Origin of the sequence: Faecalibacterium prausnitzii (genome assembly GCF_003287405.1) — a bacterium.
In the GTDB taxonomy this organism is placed as follows: Bacteria; Bacillota; Clostridia; order Oscillospirales; family Ruminococcaceae; genus Faecalibacterium; species Faecalibacterium intestinale.
Window position 1 is genome coordinate 214,793 of record NZ_PRLD01000003.1, and the last position, 24,152, is coordinate 238,944.

The window sequence follows — 24,152 nt, forward strand, 5'->3', positions numbered from 1 at the left end:
AAAAGATGAACTTTGCGTGGACTGCCAAGGGCTCCCCCTTTGGGGGAGCTGCCGAGCAAAGCGAGGCTGAGAGGGCGAGCTTGTTTGCCGAAAAAGAACAGGCGTAATAAACAAGAGGAACTGTAATGGCAAAAAAATCGACCAAGAAAACCTTAAAGCCGGTGCGCCCGCAGCTGGGCGACGGCGTTGAAATTTTAAATGCAGGCAGTGTGCTGGAAGATCCCATTACCCGCACGCTGGAAACCAACTATATGCCCTATGCCATGAGCGTCATCGTCAGCCGCGCGCTGCCGGAGATCGACGGCTTCAAGCCGGCGCACCGCAAGCTGCTGTACACCATGTACGAGATGGGTCTGCTCAAGGGCGCACGCACAAAGTCCGCCAACATCGTGGGCAGCACCATGCACCTGAACCCCCACGGCGATGCCGCCATCTACGACACTATGGTGCGCATGGGCCGCGGCAACGAGAGCCTGCTGGTGCCCTTTGTGGACAGCAAGGGCAACTTTGGCAAGGCGTACAGCCGCGATATGTCCTGCGCTGCTGCCCGTTACACCGAAGCAAAGCTGGAAGGCGTGTGCGAGGAGCTGTTCCGGGATATCGACAAAGAAACCGTGGACTTTGTGCCCAACTACGACAGCACCACCACCGAACCCACCCTGCTGCCGGTCACTTTCCCCACCATTCTGGCAAACAATACGCTGGGCATCGCGGTGGGCATGGCCTGCAATATCTGTTCCTTCAATCTGGCAGAGCTGTGCGCCACCACCGTGGCGCTGATGAAGGACGAGCACCACGATATCGGCACCACCATGCCCGCCCCGGACTTTGTGGGCGGCGGCCAGATTTTGTATGATGAAGCGCAGATGCGTGAAATTTACGAGAACGGCCGCGGCAGCGTAAAGGTGCGCGCCCGCTACAATGCAGTGCCGGGCGAAAATATGATCGAGGTCACCCAGATCCCGCCCACCACCACGGTGGAAGCCATCATGGACAAGATCGCAGAGCTGGTCAAGACCGGCAAGGTCAAGGAGATCAGCGATATGCGCGATGAGACCGACCTGAACGGCCTGAAGCTGACGCTGGATCTCAAGCGCGGCGTGGATGCCGACAAGCTGATGGCAAAGCTGTTCAAGGCCACCCCGCTGGAGGACAGCTTCAGCTGCAACTTCAACATTCTGGTGTCCGGTCAGCCCCGGGTCATGGGCGTGCGGGAGATTTTGAAGGAGTGGACGGCCTTCCGCGTTGAGTGCGTGCGCCGCCGCACCTACTATGATCTGCACGGCAAGGAAAAGCGGCTGCACCTGCTGCAGGGTCTTGCCGCCATTTTGCTGGATATCGACAAGGCCATCCGCATCATCCGCACTACCGAGGAGGAGACCGAGGTGGTGCCCAACCTGATGATCGGCTTTGGCATTGATGAAGTGCAGGCAGACTATGTGGCAGAAATCAAACTGCGCCATTTGAACCGGGAATACATCCTCAAGCGCACCGGTGAGATCGAGCAGCTGGAAAAGGATATTGCCGACCTGAACGATGTGCTGGCAAAACCTGCCCGCATCCGCCGCATCATCATCAATGAACTGAACGATGTAGCGAAAAAATACGGCAAGCCCCGCTGCAGTGAGATCTTGTACGACCTGCCCGAGGAGGACGCTGCCGCCGAGGAAGAAGCTGTGCCGGACTACCCGGTGACCGTGTTCTTTACCCGGGAGGGCTACTTTAAAAAGATCCCGCCCCAGAGCCTGCGCACCGCCGGTGCGCACAAGCTGAAGGAGGGTGACGAGATCATCCAGCAGCTGGAGACCCGAAACAACGTAGAAGCGCTGTTCTTCACCGACAAGCAGCAGGTGTACAAGGTGCGTCTGGCAGAATTGGAGGACGGCAAGGTAGCGCAGATGGGCATCTTCATCCCGGGACGGCTGGGCATGGACGAGGGCGAAAACGTGCTGAGCATGGTCATTACCGGCGATTACAGCGGTTTTATGCTGTTCTTCTTTGCCAGCGGTAAGTGCGCAAAGATCCCCCTCAGCTCCTACGCCACCAAGCAGAACCGCCGCAAGCTGCTGAAGGCTTACAGCGATAAGGAACCGCTTGCCTTGATGCTCTACCTGCCGGAGGAGACCGAACTTGCCATCCGCACCAGCGCCAGCCGGATGCTGCTGGTGGGCACGGCGCAAATCGCCGCCAAGACCACCCGCGACAGTCAGGGCGTGGCAGTGGTCACCCTGAAAAAGAACCAGACCATCGCCTCGGTGGTGCCGGCAGATACCTTGGAGCTGGCAAATCCCCACCGCTACCGCGTGCGCAGCCTGCCCGCCACCGGTGCGCTGATCCGCGCCGAGGACGAGGGCGAGCAGATGAGCCTGCTGTGATGGCAGGCGGCGGAGAGCTTTCCTTCGCAAATGAGTCCGGAACCCCCTGTTCCGCCCCAGTGCTGCGCACCGGGGCCCCACTTCGCCGGAATTTGCGCAGGAAACTCCCCGCCGCCTTTCCGAAAAGTCCTCTCCCATGAAAAAGTAACTCCGAAACGACCGCAGTCGTTTCGGAGTTACAAATTATAAAAAATTTTCCGCTGTTATTGTCAGAGCGAAGCGGAGACAAGTTTAAATCGTTTAAGCCTGAAAAGAGGAAGCTGTTATGCAAAATATCGACCTGATCTGTGTGGGCAAGCTGAACGCCAAATATTTTGCCGAGGGCGTGGCAGAGTACCAGAAGCGTCTGGCGGCTTTTGCCGCCTTTCGCATCATTGAACTGCCGGAGGAAAAGATCGAGGAGAAAAACGCCTCGGACGCGGTGGTAAAAAAGGCGTTGGATAAGGAGGGAAAAGCCATCCTTTCCAATGTGCGCAAGGGGGCTGCCATTGTAGCCATGTGCATCGAGGGCAAACAGATCTCCTCCGACGAGCTGGCGCAGTTTCTGGCACAGCGTGCCGGCAGCGGGGCAGGGGACGTGGCCTTTGTTATCGGCTCGTCCCATGGCCTGTCCGAAGAGGTGAAAAAGGCCGCTGCCCTCAAGTTCAGCATGGGGCGCATCACCATGCCCCATCAGCTGGCGCGACTGGTGCTCACGGAGCAGATCTACCGCGCCTGCACCATCAATGCGGGCATGAAGTACCACAAGTAAAATGGCTTTTTCGGCTCCCGGAGCGTTCGCAGGCGCTCCGGGAGCCCTTTTTGCGGAAAAGTGTAGAATCTGCCGGAAAAGTAATTTTCTTCTTTTCTTTTGGAACAGTTTTTATTATACTGATAGCGTGGAGCATTCTATTACAAAAAGCAGCAAAAAACACAGGATGGAAGAACCATGAAAAAACACAGAAGAGGACTGCGGCTGGCGGCCTGTTTGCTGACGCTGGCGATGTGCGTGGCGCTGCTTTGCAGCTGCGGGCGTACCGAAAAAACGGATGACTATACGGCTGCAATGCCGGTCATTGTGGTGGGCAGCGATAACTACCCGCCCTTCAACTATATGGGCACGGACGGTGCGCCCACCGGCATTGACGTGGAACTGGCCACCGAGGCGTTCGGGCGGCTGGGCTACCGGGCAAAATTTGTGACCATCGACTGGGAAAAGAAGAAGGAACTGGTGGAAAACGACACCATCGACTGCATCTGGGGCAGCTTTTCCATGGATGGCCGCGAGGAAGAATACCAATGGGCAGGGCCGTATCTGCACAGCCGTCAGGTGGTGGCGGTGCGCTCCGATAGCGACATCCGCACCCTGCAGGATCTGGCCGGTAAGGTGGTGGCGGTGCAGTCCACCACAAAGCCGGAGGAACTGTTTTTGAATGCGGAGCAGAATGGTCTGCCCCGGCTGCGCAGGCTGTATTCCCTGCAGAACCGGGATCTGCTCTACACCACCCTGCTCAAAGGCTACGCGGACGCCTTAGCCGCCCACGAAAGCGCCATCCGGCAGTTCATGAAGGATTACAGCGTTGAATACCGCATTCTGGACGAGCCGTTGATGACGGCGCGGCTGGGCGTTGCCTTTGCCAAAGAGCGCGGCGATGACCTGCCGCAGCAGCTGACGGAGGTTTTTCAGGAGATGCTGACAGATGGCACCGTCCGGCAGATCGTGAGCCGCTATCTGGACGACCCCGAGCACTATCTGGATGGACTGGAGGACAGTACCCATGCATGACGGAATGGAAAAGAGCCAGAGTATTTTCAACCGGAAGCAGTTCATCATGGTGTGTGCACTTGCGGGACTGTTGCTGCTGGGCGGCGTGCTGGGGGTCTCGGCGCACAGCGACCTGCAAAATGCAGAAAAGCAGTTTGAGGATACCATCAGCTATGTTAAGGAGCAGTGCACCGGTTACGACAACCTGAACCTTGCCACGGAGACCAAAAGCCTGATGCGGATGATGGAAAACGCCCAGCATCTGTGCAGAGAGATCGCGCACGACCGGCAGGATGACCCCGCGCGGGTACTGGACGATGCCGCTATGGTGGAATATCTGCGGGACTATACCCTCAGCGGCGCACTGGTGCTTTCAACAGAGGGCAAAATTTTGTGCGCAGCCTCACAGGATGGCCGGACGGCTGACCTGCAGGTCCGGGAACAGATGGAAGCGCAGCTGGCCGGTTCTATCGTGCTGAAGGTGGCCGACCACCCGGAGCAGGTCTACGCCGGGCGGTCGGAAAATGAGGATGGCTCCTATGTAGACACCGCAGCCTGCGCCCGGAAGGACGGGGACGGGGTGCTTGTGGTGTACTACCGCACCACGGCAGAATATGTACGCAATTACAACCTTTCCTACCAGAACTGCGTGCAGGGCTATAACCCCGCCGTGGACGGCACCATCGTGGTGACCCGGGGCGACCGCATCGTGGCCAGCAACGACACCTCTTTGCTGGATACCACCGTGGACGATAACCCCACCCTTTCTGCCTTAAAAGCGCGCAGCACCGACGGCGGCATGATCCATGTGCACAGCACCACCGGGCAGCAGTACGCTTACGGCATCGTGGGGCAGGGGCGCAGTTTTTACATCTATGTCTACCGCCCGGAGCGAGAAGTATATGTTTCCACCATGCGCAATGTGAGCATGGCTGCCTTTACCTACATGGTTCTCCTGTTTTTGCTGCAATTGCTGCGCGGCAAGACCGACCAGCGCTACCGGGAGCAGCAGCTGCGCCAGGAGCAGGAGTACCAAAAGACCCTCAAGGCGGCTGCGCTGAAGGCGGAGAGCGCAAACCTTGCCAAGACCGAGTTTTTGCAGCGCATGAGCCACGATATCCGCACCCCCATCAACGGCATCCGGGGCATGGTGGAGATCGGTGACCGCTGCCCGGAGGATATGGCACGGCAGGCCGACTGCCGCAAAAAGATCTGGGAGGCATCCACCCTGCTGCTGGAGCTGGTGAACGAGGTGCTGGACATGGGCAAGCTGGAGTCCGGCGAGGTGGTGCTGGAAAGCGTGCCCTTTGATCTGCCCGAGCTGATGCACGAGATCACGGACGTGCTGGAAAAACAGGCGGCAGAGCGCGGCATCGTGCTGCACCGGGAATACGGAAAGCTGCCGCATCCCCGGCTGGTGGGCAGCCCGCTGCACGTCAAGCGGCTGCTGATGAATGTGCTCAGCAACGCCATCAAGTATAACCGGGACAAGGGTCGTGTGATGCTGGACTGCTTTGAGTTGAGCTGCACCGGGGACAAGGTGCAGATCTGCTTTGTCTGCGCGGACACCGGCATCGGCATGAGCGAAGAGTTCCAGAAGCGGATGTTCGAACCCTTCACGCAGGAGAATGCCGGGGCGCGTTCGGTATACGGCGGCACCGGCCTTGGAATGTCCATTACCAAAAGCCTTGTGGATAAAATGGGCGGCACCATCGGGGTGGAAAGCCGGCAGGGCGTGGGCACCACCTACACCATCACCCTGCCCTTTGTCATCGACAGCACCGAAGCCGCAGAGCCGGAGCAGCAGCAGACAGACCTTGCCGTGCTGCAGGGACAGCGGGTGCTGCTGGCCGAGGACAACGCCCTGAACATGGAGATCATGGAGTTTTTGCTGAACGAGGTGGGCATAAAGGTGACCAAAGCCGCCGACGGACAGCAGGCGGTGGAAGCCTTTGCAGCCTCGCCGGTGGGCGGCTTTGACGCCATCCTGATGGACGTGATGATGCCGGTGCGGGACGGCCACGAGGCTACCCGCGCTATCCGCGCCATGGACCGCCCGGACGCAAAGACCATCCCCATTTTTGCCATGACGGCAAACGCCTTTACAGAGGACCGCCGCAAGGCGCTGGAATCCGGCATGAACGAGCACCTGCCTAAACCAATCGACCCGGATGCCCTGTACCGCCTGCTGGTAAAATACCTGACAGAGCGCGGCTGAACTGTTTGCCGGGCTTTACAAGCGGGGCAAAACATGGTACAGTAAATATACTGTGCTTGCGCAAGCCGCAAGCACGCCCGGCGGTGGGGAAAGCCGCCGGAACACAACACGATACGACACGGCAAACCAGCCGCGGACGGAAAGGATGTACTACAATGGAACAGAGCGAAAAGACCCTTGACATGATCGTCAATCTCTGCAAGAACCGTGGTTATGTGTTCCCCGGTTCCGAGATCTACGGCGGTCTGGCCAACAGCTGGGACTACGGCCCCCTTGGTGTGGAGTTCAAGAACAACGTCAAAAAGGCATGGCTGAAAAAGTTTGTGCAGGAAAGCCCCTATAACGTGGGTTTGGATGCTGCCATCATCATGAACCCCCAGACATGGGTGACCACCGGCCATGTGTCCAGCTTCTCGGACCCCCTGCTGGACTGCCGCGCCTGCAAGGCACGCCACCGCGCCGACAAGCTGATCGGGGAAGAGCACCCCGAGGTGAATGTGGATGCCATGAGCTTTGACGAGATGGACGCTTTCATCGCAGAGCACGAGGATATCGTCTGCCCCGTGTGCGGCAAGCACGATTTTACCCCCATCCGCAAGTTCAACCTGATGTTCAAGACCGCTATCGGTGTGACCGAGGATAGCTCTTCCACCTGCTATCTGCGTCCCGAGACCGCACAGGGCATCTTTGTCAACTTTGCCAACATCCAGCGCACCACCCGCCGCAAGCTGCCCTTCGGTGTGTGTCAGGTGGGCAAGGCCTTCCGCAACGAGATCACCCCGGGCAACTTCACCTTCCGCACCCGCGAATTCGAGCAGATGGAGTGTGAGTTCTTCTGCAAGCCCGGCACCGATCTGGACTGGTTCGCTTACTGGAAGGACTACTGCGAGAACTGGCTGCTGAGCCTTGGCATCAAGAAGGAGCACCTGCGCCTGCGTGACCACGAGCCTGCAGAGCTGGCCTTCTACAGCCGTGCTACCACTGATATCGAGTATGCCTTCCCGTTCACCGACTGGGGCGAGCTGTGGGGCATTGCAGACCGTACCAACTACGACCTGACCCGCCATCAGGAGGCTTCCGGCAAGAGTCTGGAGTACTTCGACAGCGAGACCAACGAGCACTACATCCCCTACGTCATCGAGCCTTCTCTGGGCTGCGACCGCGTGGCGCTGGCCTTCCTGTGCGAGGCCTACGACGAGGAGCACCTGACCGACAGCAAGGGCAAGGAGGATGTCCGCACCGTGCTGCGTCTGCATCCTGCTCTGGCTCCCTACAAGTGCGCCGTGCTGCCCCTGAGCAAGAAATTGGGCGAGAAGGCCATGGAGATCCGCAACGAGCTGAGCAAGTACTTCATGGTGGATTACGACGATACCGGTTCTATCGGCAAGCGTTACCGCCGCGAGGACGAGATCGGCACTCCGTTCTGCGTCACTGTGGACTTTGACACTGTGGGCGACGAGGCCAAGGGCATTGCTGCCGACAACTGCGTCACCGTCCGTGACCGCGACACCATGGAGCAGGTGCGTATGCCCATCAGCGAGCTGAAGAGCTACATCGAGAGCAAGATCGAGTTCTAAAAAATACACTGTTACGCAAAAAGCAGCCCCGCCGGAGCACCGGCGGGGCTGCTTTTTTGCGTTGTGACGCCTGAAAAAAGTGGCCCGGAAACATCCGCAGACGTTTCTGAGCCACAAAATTAAAAATCGTCAGGCGGGCAGCTTACTGCTGGGCGAAGATCTTTACCTCGTCCTTGTCCATAAAGGCTGCGCCTGCAAAGCCTGCGGCTTCCAGCTGACCCAGCTGCTTGCCCAGCTTTTTGCCCTGCGGCAGTACGGTGACGTTGTACTGCTCGCGTAGCGCGGCAGCCTTGCGCAGCACGGCAGGGAAGTCGGTGTCCTTGCCGTACAGCAGGGCGATCTTCTGCTTTGCGCCGGGGATCTGGTAGCCCTGCTCCAGCAGAATGCCGCACACCCGCTCGAAGCCGATGGAGAAGCCCACGGCGGGCACCTGCACGCCAAGGAACTTGCCCACCATGTTGTCGTAGCGTCCACCGCCGGCCACAGCACCGCTGAACTGCGGGCAGGTCACCTCGAACACCATGCCGGTGTAGTAGCCCTGACCGCGTACCAGACTGGGGCAGTAGGCTACCTGATAACGGCCTGCAGCCAGCGTGTTGGCGGTGGCCAGCACATACTTCAGGTCATCGGCGATGGCGGGGTCGGCGCAGCGGGCAGCTACGGCGTCCAGCGTCACGTCCCCGGCGGCAATGAAGTCTGCCAGTGCGTGGATGGCGCTTTCCGGCAGCTGCTTCTCGGTCAGCTCAGCCTTCACGCCCTCGGCACCGATCTTGTCCATCTTGTCAAAGGTGATGCAGACGGAGTCCAGCGTGTCGGCGGCAAAGCCCATGCTCTCCAGCATCCCGCGCAGGATGCGGCGGTCGTTGATGTTGACGGTAAAGCCGGTAAAGCCGATGTTCAGCAAGGCGCGGGTGGTCACATCGATCAGCTCCACCTCGGCGTTGGGGGAAGCATCGCCCAGAATGTCGATATCACACTGTACAAACTCACGCAGACGGCCCTTCTGCGGGCGCTCGGCGCGGAACACCCGGTCGGTCTGGATGACCTTGAAGGGGCTGGGCAGCTTATCCTTGTTGGCAGCGTAGTAGCGGCTCAGCGGCAGGGTGAGGTCGTAGCGCAGACCCATGTCGGACAGCTGCTTGGGGTCACCGGTGTTCAGGGCAGCGGTCAGCTTGTCGCCGCGCTTGAGCACCTTGAAGATCAGGTTCAGGTTGTCGCCGCCCTCGGACTTGTCCAGATTTTCCATATCCTCCAGCATGGGGGTGGAGATACGCTCGAAACCGGCAGAGCGGTAGGTCTCCAGAATCTTGCCCTGAATGTAGTCGCGCAGGGTCTGTTCGGCGGGCAGCAGATCCCGCATACCCTTCAAAGCCTGTGTTTTCATAACAGTAATTCCTCTCTATCTGTAAATTGTACCCGCCCTCGATGCCTGAAAAGGGGCGGGAGCGTTTTTAACTCAGTACTTTACCATTATAAAGGATAATGCCGGATTGTCAATCCAAATGGGCACACTATCGCAAATTGCACAAATCTTTGAGGTGAAGGTATGAAACAGCAGTTTGCAGCAAAACACCCGTGGAGCATTCTGGCTGCGGGGGCAGCCATTCAGGTGCTTACCGGCTTACCGGCGGCGTGGGGCGTCTTTCAGAAGCCGGTCATGGAGGAATACGGCCTTTCGGAGCAGGGGGCGGGCTACGCCTTTGCCCTGCTCATCGCCGCCTTTGGGGTGGGGTGTGTGCTGGGCGGCTTTTTACAGGATAAAAAGGGTCCGCGCTGCGCGGCGTTGTGGGGCACAGCCCTGCTCTGCGGCGGCTTTTTTGCAGCGGCCTTTCTGCCGGGCAGGGCAGGGTGGGGGTTCTTTCTGGCTTTCAGCATCCCGGCGGGGCTGGGCACGGCCTTTTTGTACCCCTCTATCCAGTCCTGCGCCCAAAAGTGGTACGCAGGGCGCAAGGGACTGGCGACCGGGGTCATCGGCGGTGCAGTGGGACTTTCCGGCGCGTTCCTTACCCTGTTCGTCCGGGCGGCGCTGCGGGGCTTTGGCCCGGTGCAGGGCATCCGGGGTGCGTTCTGGGCGCTGGGGGCGCTCACCCTGCCGGTGTGCCTTGCGGGCAGTGCGGTACTCAGCGACCCACCGCAGAAAAAGCAGCAGCCAAGCGGCAAAAACACCCTCGACCTTTCCCCGGGGCAGATGCTGCGCACAAAGCAGTACTGGCTGTGTGCGGGCGCGGTGTGCTTTTCAACACCGGCGGTGCTGCTGTTCAGCCCCATCATCCTAAAGCTGGGCATGGAGCGCGGGTTGGACGAGACTGCTGCGCTGTGGAGCATCGTACTGGGCAGCGTGGGCAGCGCTGCGGGACGGATGCTGATGCCCATGCTCAGCGACCACATTGGCCGCCGCGCCACCGACCTTGGACTGTTTGCAGCTTCGCTTGCGCTGTCGGCGGCGTTCTGGGCAGCGCAAGGCTGGTGGGTGGTGGTGTGCTACGCCGGGCTCACCTTCTGCTACTCGGCGTTGGCGGCGGTGCTGCCTGCCCTTTCCACCGACCTGTTCGGTCTGCCCCATGCGGGGGTGAACTACGGCTTTCTGGCCTTGGGGCAGAGCGTGGGCAGCCTTGCGTTCCCCTTTGCAGCCAATCTGCTGGCGCTGGAAAACGGGCGGCACCTGCTTGCTATGGCCGGTGCGGCGGCGGGCTTTGCGGCCATCTGGGCGCTGCATCCGGTGCAGAAAGACCCGCGCTGAAACGCGCAAAAAGTAAAGGCTGCAAAAAGTTTGCCGGTGCTTACGGCAGAATTGACAAAAACTTGACGATTGTTTTGTATAAAGCGGTGGAAATGACAGTTAGCGATGGATGACCGTAAAACCCGGCTGTACTTTTTGCAGGAAATGACTTGCAAAATTCGTCCGTTTTCTCTATAATAAAACCATGCGTGGTAGTACCGGTGCAGGCGCTGAAAGAGAGCAGCGCACCCGGTTCGGATGCAAGCAGTATGGAGCAGCAGCTGTGCCGGCAGGGCGCGGCGGCGGTTTTATGCTGCCAAAGCGACATTTGTCAAAAGGAGAGTATGATTATGACCTATTCGCAGCAAGTACAGAATATGTGCCCGATCACCAAAGGTCCTAAGCATGGTCCGGCTCCCATCCCCGAAGAGGGTGCATGGGTCAAGGCCTATGAGATCAAGGACATCAGCGGCTACACCCATGGTGTGGGCTGGTGTGCACCCCAGCAGGGCACCTGCAAGCTGTCCCTGAACATCAAGAACGGCGTCATCGAAGAGGCTCTGGTGGAGACCATCGGCTGCTCCGGCATGACCCACTCTGCTGCTATGGCAGGCGAGATCCTGCCCGGCAAGACCATTCTGGAAGCTCTGAACACCGACCTGGTGTGCGACGCCATCAACGTGGCTATGCGCGAGCTGTTCCTGCAGATCGTCTACGGCCGCAGCCAGACCGCTTTCTCTGAGGACGGTCTGCCCATCGGCGCAGGTCTGGATGATTTGGGCAAGGGTCTGCGCTCCATGACCGGCACCATTTTCTCCACCAAGGAGAAGGGCGTGCGCTATCTGGAGCTGACCGAGGGCTACATCAACAAGCTGGCAGTGGACGCTAACGATGAGGTCATCGGCTATCAGTTCGTCAAGCTGGGCAAGATGATGGAGGATATCCGTCACGGCAAGACCCCCAACGAGGCTTACGAGAAGAACGTGGGTACTTACGGCCGCTTCAGCAAGGAGCAGGGCGCTGTGAAGTACATCGACCCGCGTGAGGAATAAGAGAGGAGGAACAACTCAATGGCAACTTTTGAATCTATGGATCGCCGTATGCCTAAAATCGAGGCATGCCTGAAGGCTAACGGTCTGGAGTCTCTGGACGCTTGCAACGAGATGCTCCTCGCTAAGGGCATCGACTGCGACAAGATCGTCCGCGGCGTGCAGCCCATCTGCTTTGATAACGCTGTCTGGGCTTACACTTTGGGCACCGCTATCGCTGTGAAGCGCGGCCTGACCGACGCTGCCGAGTGCGCAGCTGCTATCGGTGAGGGTCTGGAAGCTTTCACCATCCCCGGCTCTGTTGCTGAGCAGCGTCAGGTCGGTCTGGGTCACGGCAACCTGGGCGCTCGTCTGCTGAGCGAGGACACCACCTGCTTCGCTTTCCTGGCAGGCCACGAGTCCTTTGCTGCTGCTGAGGGTGCTATCGGCATCGCCCGCACCGCAAACAAGGTCCGCAAGACCCCCCTGCGCGTCATCCTGAACGGTCTGGGCAAGGACGCAGCTTACATCATTTCCCGTATCAACGGCTTCACCTATGTGCAGACCGAGTACGACATCCCCACCCAGACCCTGACTGTGGTCAAGGAGATCCCCTTCTCCGAGGGTGAGCGCGCAGCCGTTAAGTGCTACGGCGCTAACGACGTTATGGAAGGCGTTGCCATCATGAAGAAGGAGGACGTGCAGTGCTCCATCACCGGCAACTCCACCAACCCCGTCCGCTTCCAGCATCTGGTTGCCGGTACCTACAAGAAGTGGGCTATCGAGAACGGCAAGAAGTACTTCTCCGTTGCTTCCGGCGGCGGCACCGGCCGTACCCTGCACCCCGATAACGTGGCTGCAGGCCCCGCAAGCTACGGCCTGACCGACTCTCTGGGCCGCGTGCACGGCGATGCTCAGTTCGCAGGCTCCTCTTCTGTGCCCGCACACGTTGAGATGATGGGTCTGATCGGCATGGGCAACAACCCCATGGTCGGCGCTACCGTTGCCTGCGCTGTTGCTGCAGCTCAGGCTAACGCCTAATCTTTTCCTAAGTTTCAGCGAGGGGAAGCTGCTCTCCGAATGAGCAGCTCCCCCTTTTTTGCTGATAGATATCCGAACACAAGCAACCCAAAATAAGAAGGATGAAACAATGAAAAAGAATCAGATCCGCAAGAGCGTGGCTGCGCTGGCCATGGCGGCTGTTGTAAGCGTCAGCCTGCTGGGCTACGGCTGCGGCAGCAAGCCTGCCTCCTCCACCGCAGGCGTGTCCGGCGAGTTCACCGGCACCGCCAAGGGTATGGGCGGCGATGTTACCGTCACTCTGACTTTGACCGATGGCAAGATCACCGGCTGCACCGCCGAGGGCAAGGACGAGACCCCCGGCATCGGCACTATGGCTCTGGAGCAGCTGCCCGGCGCGATTGCCGAGAGCGGCAGCATTGCCGTGGACGGTGTGGCCACCGCAACCATCACCTCTGACGCCATCAAGGAAGCTGCTGCTGCCGCTCTGGTCGCAGCCGGCCTGAACGCTGACGACTACAAGACCGAGGTCAAGGCTGAGGAGAACAAGGCCGAGGACTCCACCATTGACGCAGACATTGCCATCGTGGGTGCAGGCGGTGCAGGTATGACTGCTGCCATCACAGCTGCTGCCGAGGGCAAGAGCGTGGTCATTCTGGAGAGCCAGCCCATGGTGGGCGGCAACTCTGTGCGCGCTACCGGCGGCATGAACGCTGGTGACACCGTGTATCAGGACGAGAACGAGTTCGGCGAGTCCGCAGGCGTGGAAAAGACCCTGAAGACCGCTGCTGAAAAGTACGCTGACAACGCTACCATCACCGCTCTGGCTAAGACCGTCTCTGAGCAGTGGGCAGCTTATCAGGCAGACCCCAAGGGCTACTTCGACTCTGTGGAGCTGATGGAGCTGGACACCATGATCGGCGGCAAGGGCATCAACGACCCCGCTCTGGTGGAGACTCTGTGCTCTAACAGCGCTGACGCCATCGACTGGCTGGACGAGCACGGCATCACCCTGCACAGCGTTTCCAGCTTCGGCGGCGCATCCGTCAAGCGTATCCACCGCCCCGTGGATGCTGAGGGCAAGACCCTTTCTGTGGGCTCCTACATGATCCCCCTGCTGCAGGAGAACTGCGACAAGGCCGGCGTGCAGACCCTGCTGAACACCACCGCTACCGAGCTGCTGACCGATGCAAACGGTGCCGTTGTGGGCGTGAAGGCTACCGGCTCCACCGGTGAGACCATCACCGTGAATGCCAAGTCTGTGGTGCTGACCACCGGCGGCTTCGGCGCAAATCTGGACATGGTCACCGAGTACAAGCCCGAGCTGAAGGGCTTTATGACCACCAACGCCGCAGGCGCACAGGGTCAGGGCATTGAGATGGCTACCGCTGTGGGCGCTGACACTGTGGACATGGATCAGATCCAGATCCACCCCACCGTGGAGGCTAACACCGCCGCTCTGATCACCGAGGGTCTGCGCGGCGACGGCGCTGTGCTGATCAATGCCGAGGGCAAGCGCTTTATCGACGAAGTGGGCACCCGTGACGTGGTTTCCGCTGCCGAGATCGCTCAGACCGGCAGCTACAGCTGGCTGGTGGTGGATCAGGCTATGGTCGATGCTTCCAGCGTCATTCAGGGCTACATCAAGAAGGGCTACACCGTGACCGGCCAGACCTACGAGGAACTGGCAAAGGCTATGGGCGTGGACGAGGCTGCTTTTGCCGAGACCATGAAGACCTGGAACGGCTACGTTGAGGCCAAGAACGATCCCGACTTTGGCCGTACCAGCTTTGCAAAGGCTCTGGATACTGCTCCCTACTACGCCATCAAGGTCACCGCAGGTGTGCACCACACCATGGGCGGCCTGAAGATCAACACCAACACCGAGGTGCTGAAGGCTGACGGTTCTGTGATCCCCGGCCTGTTCGCGGCAGGTGAGGTGACCGGCGGTGTGCACGGTGCAAACCGTCTGGGCGGCAACGCTGTGGCCGACTTTACCGTCTTTGGCCGCATTGCCGGTGCAGCTGCCAGCAAGTATGCTGCATGAGCATAAAGCAAAAAAACTCTGACACCGCCGCCCCCAAGGGCAGCGCGTGGAAGAAAAATGTGATCTTTGCACTGGTGGTGCTGGCGCTGGCCGCAGGTGTTTTTCTTGCGGTGCGGGCGCAGCATCCCGCCAAGGGCAGCGGCCTGCAGGCCGTTGTAGATTTCGGTGACGGCGTTACCGAGACTTTGACCCTTGCGCAGGATCACGATTATCTGTACGAGGTAGGAGACTACGTTGTGCACCTGCAGGTGAAGGATGGTGTCATCGCGTTTTTGGACAGTCAGTGCCCGGACCATGTCTGTGAGCAATTCGGCTGGCTGGATAAGGACGGCGCATGGGCCGCCTGTGTGCCCGCAGGCGTGTATGTGGTGGTAGAGCCCACCGCAGACGCAGATTCAAAATGAAGTGATCAGGCTTCCATGATGGATGTCTCCCTGAATACAAAGGGGAGACATCCATTTTGTTTTACGGAAACAGGTGTTGCCCGCGCACCAAAATGCGGGCAGACGATGCTTTGCCTGCGCGATTCTGCATCTTTTTGTTGACAAACCCGCACTTTTTGCGTATGATAGAAGCAACACTGAAAATTGTGTCAAATTGGCTGTGAAGAGAAGAGTACGCACCGTCTGCGCCTGACAGAAAGCCCGAAGGATGGAACCGGGCAGGCCGCGCGGTGCCGAAGATGGTCTTGGAGCTGCGCAGGTGAACAATGAGCCTGCGACGGGGTGCGCCCGTTACCGCGCAAAGGCCGGTTTTTGCCGGCTAAAGGCTGCGTCCGCAAGGGCACAGCGAAGCAAGGTGGTACCACGAAGGTTCAGCGCTCTCGTCCTTGTCCGGTTATACCCGGCAGGGCGGGAGCGCTTTTTGCTTGCAGAACCAAAAGAAAGGAAGATAGAACCCCATGAGCGAACACAAAACATTTTATATCACCACCCCTATCTATTACCCCAGCGATAAGCTGCATATCGGCCACAGCTACACCACCGTGGCCTGCGATGCGCTGGCCCGCTTTAAGCGGATGCAGGGCTACGACGTCATGTTCCTGACCGGCACCGATGAGCACGGCCAGAAGATCCAGGATAAGGCCGCCGATGCCGGCGTCACCCCCAAGGAGTATGTGGACAAGATCGTTGCTACCGTCAAGGATCTGTGGAAGCTGCTGGACGTCAGCTACGATCGCTTTATCCGTACCACCGACGACTACCACATGGAAAGCTGCCAGAAGATCTTCACCAAGCTGTACGAGCAGGGCGATATCTACAAGGGCGAGTACATCGGCCACTACTGCAAGCCCTGTGAGAGCTTCTGGACCGACAGCCAGTTGGTGGACGGCAAGTGCCCGGACTGCGGCCGCGAGGTCTACGATGCCCACGAGGAGGCCTACTTCTTCAAGACCAGTAAGTACGCTGACCGCCTGCTGAAGCTCTATGAGGAGAACCCCCAGTTCATCCAGCCCGAGAGCCGCAAGAATGAGATGATCGCCTTTATCAAGCAGGGCCTGCAGGACACCTGCGTATCCCGTACCTCGGTCAAGTGGGGCATCCCCGTGCCCTTCGACCCCAAGCACACCATGTACGTCTGGGTCGATGCTCTGAGCAACTATATCTCCGCACTGGGCTACGGCAACGAGACTTATCATGATTACGATAAGTTCTGGCCGGCCGACCTGCACATGGTGGGCAAGGAAATCCTGCGCTTCCACACCATCTTGTGGCCTGCCATGCTGATGGCACTGGATCTGCCCCTGCCTAAGCGGGTGTTCGGCCACGGTTGGCTGCTGATGAACGGCGGCAAGATGTCCAAGTCTGTGGGCAACGTGGTGGATCCCGTCATCCTGTGCGACCGCTACGGCGTGGACGCCATCCGCTACTTCCTGCTGCGCGAGATTCCCTTCGGCAACGACGGTATGTTCACCAACGAGGCACTGATCAACCGCATCAACAGCGATCTGGCCAACGACTTGGGCAACCTGCTCAGCCGTACCGTGGCCATGTGCGAAAAGTACTTCGGCGGCACTGTGCATAACGTGGCCGGTACCGAGGCCATCGACACCGAGCTGGAGACCATGGTCAGCGCGCTGACCGCCAAGGTCACTGCCGATATGGATGACCTGACCATCCCGCAGGCGCTGATGGAGATCTTTGCGGTCATCCAGCGCGCCAACAAGTATATCGATGAGACCGCACCCTGGGCACTGGCAAAGGACGAAGCCAACAAGCAGCGTCTGGAGAGCGTGCTGTACCACCTGTGCGAGGCACTGCGCGTGTGCGGCATCCTGCTGAACGCCTACCTGCCCACCACCGCCCCCAAGATGATGGAGCAGCTGGGTCTGGATGCTTCCGCACTGGATCTGACCAAGACCACCTACGGCGCACAGCAGACCTACACCGTGCACAAGGGCGAGGCACTGTTCCCCCGCATTGACGTGGCTAAGGAGATCGCCCACCTGAAAGAAGAGGACGAGAAGCGCAAGGCCGCTGCCGCTGCTGCCAACAAGGCCAAGGAGGAAGCCGAGAAGAAGGCTGCCGCCCCCGCAGAGGAGAGCACCGTGGACTTTACCCACGAGGAAGAGATCGACTTTGACACCTTCTGCAAGGTGGAACTGCGTGTGGCTGAGGTGCGCGCCTGCGAGAACCTGAAGGAGAGCAAGAAGCTGCTGCACCTCACCGTCTTTGACGGTGAGCGGGAGCGCTGCATCCTGTCCGGCATTGCCAAGTGGTTTAAGCCGGAGGATCTCATTGGCAAAAAGCTGGGCATCGTGTGCAATCTGGCACCCCGTCCCATGCTCAAGGGCAAGTACGTCAGCGAGGGCATGATCTTTGCTGCCGACACCGCCGACGGTGGCTGCTCCATTGCCTTCTACGGCGACGATACCCCCGTGGGCAGCCGCATCCATTAAGTGAGGAGCACCATGTCTGATAATACAGCCGTCCGTGCGGCAAAGCTGGATAAGATCTTCGGTACGCCGGTGTGTGCCGTGCTGCTGGCTATTTTCTGCAATGTCCTGTGGGGCTCGGCCTTTCCGTTCATCAAGCTGGGCTACCGCCTGTTCTCCATCGACTCCGGCAACACGGCCTCCATCTTCTGCTTTGCAGGGGTGCGGTTCATGCTGGGCAGCGTGCTGGTGCTGCTGGGCAGCATCCTGCTGCAGGGAAAAGCACCCCGCCTGCCCCGGGGCAGGGTGGCAGCCGAGTGCTGCGCGCTGGGTCTGTGGCAGACCACGGCGCAGTATGCGTTCTACTATATCGCCGTGGCCATGCTCACCGGCGCGTTTGGCGGCATTCTGAACAGCACCCAGAGCTTTCTGGGCGTCATCTTTGCCCACTTTATTTATGGCAATGCGGACCGCATGACCCCGGCAAAAACGCTGGGCTGTGCTGTGGGCTTTGCGGGTGTGCTCATCGGCACCCTTGGCAACCACGGCAGCGGCAGCGGCTGGGGCGTGTTCTGCATGATGGCGGCGACCGTCATCTTCACTCTGTCCGGCCCGTGGAACAAGTCGGTCACCAAAAAGGCCGACAGCTTTGCCGTCTGCTTTCTGAACCTGTTTGTGGGCGGGTTGGCGCTGTTTGTGCTGGGTACCGTTATGGGCGGGCGTCTCCATGTGCAAAGCGCTCTGGCTGCGGTGGTCATGCTGTATCTGGCCTTCATCTGCGGTGCAGGCTATATCCTGTGGGCACTGCTGATGAAAAACAACCCGGTCAGCCGCATCGCCATCTTTGGTTTTGTCAACCCGGTGGTCAACGTGCTGCTGAGCGCCGTGCTCAACGGCGAGCCGCTGTTCCGCTGGCAGTATCTGGCGGCGCTGGTGTTCGTGTGCGTGGGCATCTGGCTGGTGAATAAAGCCCCTGCCCAAAAGGAGAAGGTATGACCGGACCTATTTTTGACACCCACGCTCATTACAGTTCCCGCGCCTTTGACGCCGACCGCTTTGCTCTGCTAGACAGCCTGCCCGGCAAAGGTGTGGTAGGTGTGTGCGAGCAGGCCACCCACTCCGGGGATGCGCCCCGGGTGCTGGAGCTGGCACACCGCTACCCGTGGGTGGTGGCAGCCATTGGCATCCACCCGGAAAGCCTGCTGCCCGCTGCCGATTGCGGCGAGGACGGCCCCGCGCCCACGGTGTCGGTGTACGGCGGCGATTGGGCTGCTGAGATGCAGGCGCTGATGCCCTACTACAACGACCCCAAGGTGGTGGCGGTAGGGGAGTGCGGGCTGGACTACCACTGGCCTGTGCCCAAGGACGCCCAGCTGGCGCTGTTTGAAGCCGAGATCCGGCTGGCGCTGGAACTGGATAAGCCCATCATCGTGCACGACCGGCAGGCGCACGCAGACGTCTACGCGCTGCTCAAAAAGTACCGTCCCAAGGGCATCGTACACTGCTATTCCGGCAGCGCCGAGGATGCTGTGCAGCTGGCGGCGCAGGGGCTGTATATCGGCTTTGGCGGTGCCTGCACCTTCAATGGTGCCAAGCGCGCAGCCAAGGCCATCGAAGCCCTGCCGCTGGACGCCATCGTGCTGGAGACCGACTGCCCCTACATGGCACCGGAGCCGGTGCGCGGCACCCGCTGCGACAGCTCCCTCATCCGCTATGTGGGTGCATACATCGCCCAGCGCAAGGCGCTGGAGCCGGAAGAGGTGTTCCGCACCACCGCCGCAAACGCCCGCCGGGTGTTCGGGCTGTAACTGTTTTCCGCAGGTCGCGGGGCAAAGCGCTCCGCTTCTGAATAAAAAGCTGATATTTTTAAACCGATAAGAATAAGGAGATCACTATTATGAAGGCACGCATTCCCAAACACCGCGAGTTCATCATCAACTTCCCTGACAGCATCGACCAGAACAAGGCCAACGAGGGCTGGGCAAAGCTGCAGCAGATCGTGGAGGACTACAAGAAGGCACACAACGGCGCTTCTGTTTACGCTCCCACCTTCATCGAGGACTGCGAGCCCGAGGTCAAGAAGCTGCAGGAAGAGTACGGCTTTGAGTACACCGTGGAGTTCGTTCAGTAAGTTCAGTATTGCCTGATAGTAAAAGGGTCATTGCACAAACCGTGCAATGACCCTTTTTGCGTAAGTTCATCCCATAAAATAGCATACCGGAGCGTCCGCAGACGTCCCGTATTAAACCTCGTAGTCCAGACAGACGCGGTTTTTGTAGTAGGGGCGCACCTTGCTGTTTGCCACTGCCACATGCGCCGGGTGGGTGGAGTAGCCCTTGAGCGCCTCGGCGCTCTCAAAGGTGGTATCCAGCATCAGGTCGGCGTTGGAGGAGGGGAGCGCATCAATGTTGACATGGATGTCCACAAGCCCCGGAATCTTGCCGGAAAGGTTTTCCAGCCCCTCTTTGATGCCAGCCTTGACGGCGGATTTTTCCTCGGCGGACAGCTCGTCCTTCAGCTGCCAGAGAATAACGTGCTTGACCATAACAAAAAACCTCCTGCGTTTTTTCTCATTGTAACAGGGCGAGAAAGAATCCGCAAGAGGAAACAGGAAAGTCTTATGTGGGCGCGAACAGCAGCACCACCAAAAGCACAGCACAGAGCACTGAAACTACGATGCCCTCCAACCGGGTCAGCCGGATGTACTCCTCCGTAGGTTCGGGCACCTGCGTATACCGCCCACGGGAACGCAAGGCAATGGCATCCTCCGGCTGCAGCGCCATAAAAATACCGAACCCGATGCCGAAAAGCGCGACCAAGATCGATAAGATGACTTCCATGGAAAACCCTCACTTTTTGTTTTTGTCGTCCCTGCTCAGGGTATAGCACAGATGTGAGATCAGCAGAGCAGCACTGAACACGAGCGCCGCCACCATCAAAATAGAGCGTAGCGGCTCTACTCTAGGTAGAAAAATGTTGACCAGATAGAGTGCACCGCAAAGGAGCGACAGGATGCCGAAGGGTCTGTGGAAGTGGTTCTTTTCGTCCTCACTGCTCCAGCCAGTGCCGGTGCCATTGTAAAGGTCCCGGATGCCGCGGTATAAAAACAATACGCCCAGTGCTGCGTTCAGCCAGGCTGAAGTGGAAAGGTTCAGGTTCATATAGTTGTACTTGCCTCCCGGCGGCTCAATCCGCGCTGTGCTCCCAGATTTCATACAGGATCAGGTAGATCACATCAACGATGACTGTAATGGTGCGTACCCCGTTGCTCAGGGTAGGGAAGTTGCCCAGAAACTGCGAAGAAGCAAGAACCATTGCGTTGAAGATCTCCCACACGCCGTTTTTCTTCTGCCACATGGCGCGGTATTCCGGGTCGCGGTCATATTGGTTGAAAAAGGTGTGGATCAGCGGGTCTTTGCCCTGCAAGTCGCGGATGCCCATCCACAGTGCCACAAGGCAGAACAAAAGCTCGATAATGTTGTACCAGCCAAACGCCAGCTGCATAAAATGCACCTCCCATCTTTTACCATATTATAACATAGGGGGACGAAAACACAAGGACGCTATTCAACCTTCCTGCGCAAATTTTGCATAAATTGCGCATCAACTATTTGTTGAAACAACATAAAATAAAACCAGCCGGACGAGGCGGTTGCAAGCCCTCGTCCGGCTGGATACTTACTTCTTCGGAGTCATAAGCCTCTTCTCCTTGGTGACCTCATTTTCGGAATACGGGTTTCATAGGGTGACTCTCCTTAGAAACGTTTCTTCAGAATTTAGGTGCTTTACAAGGGGATGAAAATCAACTGTACATTGGACTGACCCTTTTCTCAACTGTTGGACTGCGGCAAACGGTTCATGAGGATGAATTTCATATTACCACATTCTTTCGAGTTAGATTTGCAAGGGAAGCGTCTTACTTAGTACATTGGTAGAACTCCTTTTCAGCTATTCAAATAAGGTTCTCCGGATCATTGATACTTTCATAAGAATCATCTCCAGCGGATCTATCTGAACGCTCTGGGGAAGAATTGAATCGACAGGTTGTCGTGTTATCGCATTATTGATGCTCAAGACCGGCTCTGTTTTTGTGTTTTTATACGGGGGAAACATCCCGTTTGTGGTGAGCCTCTATTTTGCTTCTCAGCGAACCCCGACAGCCTGTCCCTGCTGTGCGGGTTCCATATCAACCATCGGTCTTCGCTCCTTTCTTCTTAAAGTCAGCGGGAGTAACTCTCTTTTGAGCTTCTGCTGTACTTCTCTGGTTTCTGGCTTAATTATACAGGAAGATGCACGTTTTGTCTATTGGCAGACCGCACAAAGAAAAGATTTTGTTTTTGTGCAATGTTAAAACCTGCAGCGGTGCGGAAAAATTGCCCAGAAGTTCCGGGCCGTTCGTGAAGGATTTTTCACAAAAGGGGAGAAAGTGCCCGCAAGGTATTATGCACCAGTTCTATTTGTGCTAAAATAGCGTCAATGAATGGTAGTCGCCGCCGCCCCGCGAGATGAAAGTTTCGCGGGGCGGCTTTTTTGCGGCAAAAATTTGCATAAAAAAGAAACGGAGAATCAATCAAAATGCCTAAAACTTTACCGGAACGCATCTTCTTTACCATTGTCATGGCCGCTATCATGGTCTATGGCATGATCGTCTACAATGTGGCGTTGAACACAAACGGCGTGACCAATGCTACTTTTGTTATGGCTCTGCACGAAATGCCGATCATGGTGCCGGTGGCCTTTGTGCTGGAATTTTTTGTGGTGGAAAAGCTGGCCACAAAGCTGGCATTCCTGTTTATGCGCCCCACAGACCGCCCGCAGTTCATCACCTACGCCATCTCGCTGATGATCGTGTGCATCATGTGCCCGGTGATGAGCCTGGTCGCAACGCTGCTGTTCAAAGAGCCGAGCTTTGGGATGTGGGTACATACTTGGGGCTGCAATATGCCCATGGCGCTGTGCTGGCAGATGCTATACTGCGGCCCGCTTGCCCGTGCCATCTTCCGGCTGGTGTTCCGCCACGGGGAAAAGCAGACCGCGTAAGGTGGTTGCCTGCGATTCTATAATAAATATGTATAAGGAATATACATAAGATGCTGCCCAAACATACCGGGGAAGATACCTATACGTTTTTTATATACCTGATATATAAAAGCTATACGGTACGGCTATTTTTGCGGAAATATTTCCAAAAACCGGCAGAATGCGCCTGCAAAGCACTGGAAAGATCCAAGAAAGTTGTACAGATTATATGCTTTTTTAACTTGCAATTGTGCACCCTGTACAACAGTTTTGTTTTGTCGGTGCAATGCTACCGGGTAAAATGTAGAATGTGCACAAATACCCTTGCCAATTTTGTGCAATCGTACTATTATACACAACGAAAAAAGACGAAACCGACAAAGAAAGGGGAGGGCGCAGACAGCATTCAGGCAGCGCCTTCCTTGCTTTTTTCACGGTGCACAGTCTTTTCTTCGCGCGATAAGAAGGTGTGAAGGGGCGCGGAGCAAAGGTGTGCGGCAGATCCTTGACCGTGGGACTGCCGCAGACCCGGCTCCCGCCCGCAAGCCCCTATCCCTGCAGGAAGGAGGAAAAGCAAATGAATAAATTGACGCAGGCTCTGATGGAAGAGCTTACCGTGGAGTATGTCAAGGTCGGCTCGCTGCAGATCCCGGAATCGGTGGTCATCAGCTGGGTGATCATGTTGCTGCTGGTGGTGGGCTCCATCCTGCTTACCCGCAACCTGAAGGTGGATCACATCAGCAAGCGTCAGGCAGCACTGGAAGCGCTGTACTCCCTTGGCAAAAACTTCTTTGAAGGGTTGCTGGGCAAGGAGGGCAGCCGCTATGTGCCCTACCTGATGACCGTGGCGCTGTACATTGCCTGCTCCAACGTGATCGGTGTGTTCGGCGTAAAGCCCCCCACAAAGGATCTGGACGTGACCGCTGCGCTGGCGCTGATGAGCATCGTGCTCATCGAGTATGCAGGCGTTCGCGCCCGGGGCGGCGCGGGCTTTCTCAAGAGCCTTGCAGCCCCTACCCCCATCATGACCCCTATGAACATCCTCGAGATCGCCATTCGCCCCACCAGTCTGTGTATGCGACTGTTCGGCAACGTGCTGGGCGCGTTCGTTATTATGGAACTGCTCAAGCTGGTGGTGCCGGTGTTCGTCCCGGCGGTGTTCAGCTTGTATTTTGACCTGTTCGATGGTCTGATCCAGACCTATGTTTTCGTGTTCCTGACCGCACTGTTCATGAAAGAGAGCATCGGCGGCGAGGAATAAACAACAAATTTTAAAACTGTAATTACAAAGGAGATAGAACTATGAGTGGTTTGGTAGCTCTGGGCGCTGGCATTGCAGCGCTGACCGGCATTGGCGGCGGTATTGGCATTGGTATTGCAACGGGTAAGGCAACGGAGGCTATCTCCCGCCAGCCGGAAGCTTCCGGTAAGATCCAGACGAACCTGCTGCTGGGCGCTGCTCTGGCAGAAGGTACCGCAATTTTCGGCTTCGTCGTTGCACTGCTGATCATCCTGTTCCTGGGCCAGTAA

22 protein-coding genes are annotated in these 24,152 nt (G+C 58.0%); 17 read left to right on the forward strand and 5 right to left on the reverse strand.

Annotated features, from left to right (window positions below; translation table 11 throughout):
• The first annotated feature begins 125 nt into the window (after positions 1 to 125).
• The 5 genes from C4N24_RS04660 to C4N24_RS04680 all read left to right on the forward strand — a co-directional run bounded on the left by C4N24_RS04660 (position 126) and on the right by C4N24_RS04680 (position 7,914).
• Positions 126 to 2,375 carry a DNA gyrase subunit A gene (locus C4N24_RS04660; RefSeq protein ID WP_112090495.1) on the forward strand — a complete coding sequence of 750 codons (2,250 nt, stop codon included), beginning with the start codon at positions 126 to 128 and terminating at the stop codon, positions 2,373 to 2,375.
• 265 nt (positions 2,376 to 2,640) lie between these two features.
• Entirely contained in the window at positions 2,641 to 3,126 is a 486-nt protein-coding gene (gene rlmH, locus C4N24_RS04665; protein WP_112090496.1) for a 23S rRNA (pseudouridine(1915)-N(3))-methyltransferase RlmH, read from the forward strand.
• A gap of 177 nt (positions 3,127 to 3,303) precedes the next feature.
• The gene (locus C4N24_RS04670) at positions 3,304 to 4,140 is read left to right on the forward strand and encodes a substrate-binding periplasmic protein (RefSeq protein WP_112090497.1); all 837 of its coding nucleotides are present in this window, start codon (positions 3,304 to 3,306) and stop codon (positions 4,138 to 4,140) included.
• Positions 4,133 to 6,337 carry an ATP-binding protein gene (locus C4N24_RS04675; protein WP_112090498.1) on the forward strand — a complete coding sequence of 735 codons (2,205 nt, stop codon included), beginning with the start codon at positions 4,133 to 4,135 and terminating at the stop codon, positions 6,335 to 6,337. The genes C4N24_RS04670 and C4N24_RS04675 overlap by 8 nt, the downstream gene beginning before the upstream one ends.
• 155 nt (positions 6,338 to 6,492) lie before the next feature.
• Positions 6,493 to 7,914: a glycine--tRNA ligase gene (locus C4N24_RS04680; RefSeq protein ID WP_112090499.1), complete on the forward strand. Its 1,422-nt coding sequence runs from the start codon at positions 6,493 to 6,495 to the stop codon at positions 7,912 to 7,914.
• A gap of 142 nt (positions 7,915 to 8,056) precedes the next feature.
• On the opposite strand, the gene hisS is transcribed toward C4N24_RS04680, so the two are convergent.
• Positions 8,057 to 9,298: a histidine--tRNA ligase gene (gene hisS, locus C4N24_RS04685; RefSeq protein WP_112090500.1), complete on the reverse strand. Its 1,242-nt coding sequence runs from the start codon at positions 9,296 to 9,298 to the stop codon at positions 8,057 to 8,059.
• A 162-nt stretch (positions 9,299 to 9,460) separates the two neighbouring features.
• Here hisS and C4N24_RS04690 point away from each other — a divergent pair, with 162 nt between their 5' ends.
• The 9 genes from C4N24_RS04690 (at position 9,461) to C4N24_RS04730 (ending at position 19,734) form a co-directional block, all read left to right on the forward strand.
• Entirely contained in the window at positions 9,461 to 10,654 is a 1,194-nt protein-coding gene (locus tag C4N24_RS04690; RefSeq protein ID WP_112090501.1) for an MFS transporter, read from the forward strand.
• A gap of 329 nt (positions 10,655 to 10,983) precedes the next feature.
• Complete coding sequence (locus C4N24_RS04695) at positions 10,984 to 11,685, forward strand: iron-sulfur cluster assembly scaffold protein (RefSeq protein ID WP_015537775.1); 702 nt, start codon at positions 10,984 to 10,986, stop codon at positions 11,683 to 11,685.
• Positions 11,686 to 11,703: 18 nt separating this feature from the next.
• Positions 11,704 to 12,702 carry a GGGtGRT protein gene (locus C4N24_RS04700; protein WP_005935035.1) on the forward strand — a complete coding sequence of 333 codons (999 nt, stop codon included), beginning with the start codon at positions 11,704 to 11,706 and terminating at the stop codon, positions 12,700 to 12,702.
• Between the two features lie 109 nt (positions 12,703 to 12,811).
• Positions 12,812 to 14,728, forward strand: coding sequence for a flavocytochrome c (locus C4N24_RS04705; protein WP_112090502.1), 1,917 nt, complete (start codon positions 12,812 to 12,814; stop codon positions 14,726 to 14,728).
• Positions 14,725 to 15,132 carry a NusG domain II-containing protein gene (locus C4N24_RS04710; RefSeq protein WP_112090503.1) on the forward strand — a complete coding sequence of 136 codons (408 nt, stop codon included), beginning with the start codon at positions 14,725 to 14,727 and terminating at the stop codon, positions 15,130 to 15,132. The genes C4N24_RS04705 and C4N24_RS04710 overlap by 4 nt, the downstream gene beginning before the upstream one ends.
• Positions 15,133 to 15,629: 497 nt before the next feature.
• Complete coding sequence (metG, locus tag C4N24_RS04715) at positions 15,630 to 17,627, forward strand: methionine--tRNA ligase (protein WP_112090504.1); 1,998 nt, start codon at positions 15,630 to 15,632, stop codon at positions 17,625 to 17,627.
• 12 nt (positions 17,628 to 17,639) lie between these two features.
• Positions 17,640 to 18,599, forward strand: a complete 960-nt coding sequence (locus tag C4N24_RS04720) for a DMT family transporter (RefSeq protein ID WP_097779975.1) — start codon at positions 17,640 to 17,642, stop codon at positions 18,597 to 18,599.
• Positions 18,596 to 19,411, forward strand: a complete 816-nt coding sequence (locus C4N24_RS04725; RefSeq protein ID WP_112090505.1) for a TatD family hydrolase — start codon at positions 18,596 to 18,598, stop codon at positions 19,409 to 19,411. Before C4N24_RS04720 ends, C4N24_RS04725 begins: the two co-directional genes overlap by 4 nt.
• A gap of 89 nt (positions 19,412 to 19,500) precedes the next feature.
• Positions 19,501 to 19,734, forward strand: a complete 234-nt coding sequence (locus C4N24_RS04730; protein ID WP_005922262.1) for a hypothetical protein — start codon at positions 19,501 to 19,503, stop codon at positions 19,732 to 19,734.
• 111 nt (positions 19,735 to 19,845) lie between these two features.
• Here C4N24_RS04730 and C4N24_RS04735 read toward each other — a convergent pair whose 3' ends face one another.
• From C4N24_RS04735 to C4N24_RS04750, 4 genes are all read right to left on the reverse strand, one after another.
• Complete coding sequence (locus C4N24_RS04735; protein WP_112090506.1) at positions 19,846 to 20,148, reverse strand: Dabb family protein; 303 nt, start codon at positions 20,146 to 20,148, stop codon at positions 19,846 to 19,848.
• 73 nt (positions 20,149 to 20,221) lie between these two features.
• Positions 20,222 to 20,443 (reverse strand): hypothetical protein, encoded by a 222-nt coding sequence (locus tag C4N24_RS04740; protein ID WP_112090507.1) that lies wholly within the window; start codon positions 20,441 to 20,443, stop codon positions 20,222 to 20,224.
• 9 nt (positions 20,444 to 20,452) lie between these two features.
• Positions 20,453 to 20,764, reverse strand: a complete 312-nt coding sequence (locus tag C4N24_RS04745) for a hypothetical protein (RefSeq protein WP_112090508.1) — start codon at positions 20,762 to 20,764, stop codon at positions 20,453 to 20,455.
• A 25-nt stretch (positions 20,765 to 20,789) separates the two neighbouring features.
• Positions 20,790 to 21,107 carry a hypothetical protein gene (locus C4N24_RS04750; RefSeq protein ID WP_112090509.1) on the reverse strand — a complete coding sequence of 106 codons (318 nt, stop codon included), beginning with the start codon at positions 21,105 to 21,107 and terminating at the stop codon, positions 20,790 to 20,792.
• A 1,071-nt stretch (positions 21,108 to 22,178) separates the two neighbouring features.
• Between C4N24_RS04750 and C4N24_RS04755 the strand changes: the two genes are divergently transcribed.
• The 3 genes from C4N24_RS04755 (at position 22,179) to atpE (ending at position 24,152) form a co-directional block, all read left to right on the forward strand.
• A complete protein-coding gene (locus C4N24_RS04755) occupies positions 22,179 to 22,643 on the forward strand; it encodes a DUF2798 domain-containing protein (protein WP_112090510.1) in 465 nt (154 codons plus the stop codon).
• Between the two features lie 556 nt (positions 22,644 to 23,199).
• Positions 23,200 to 23,883, forward strand: coding sequence for a F0F1 ATP synthase subunit A (locus C4N24_RS04765; protein WP_015538221.1), 684 nt, complete (start codon positions 23,200 to 23,202; stop codon positions 23,881 to 23,883).
• A gap of 41 nt (positions 23,884 to 23,924) precedes the next feature.
• Positions 23,925 to 24,152 (forward strand): ATP synthase F0 subunit C, encoded by a 228-nt coding sequence (gene atpE, locus C4N24_RS04770; protein WP_005922245.1) that lies wholly within the window; start codon positions 23,925 to 23,927, stop codon positions 24,150 to 24,152.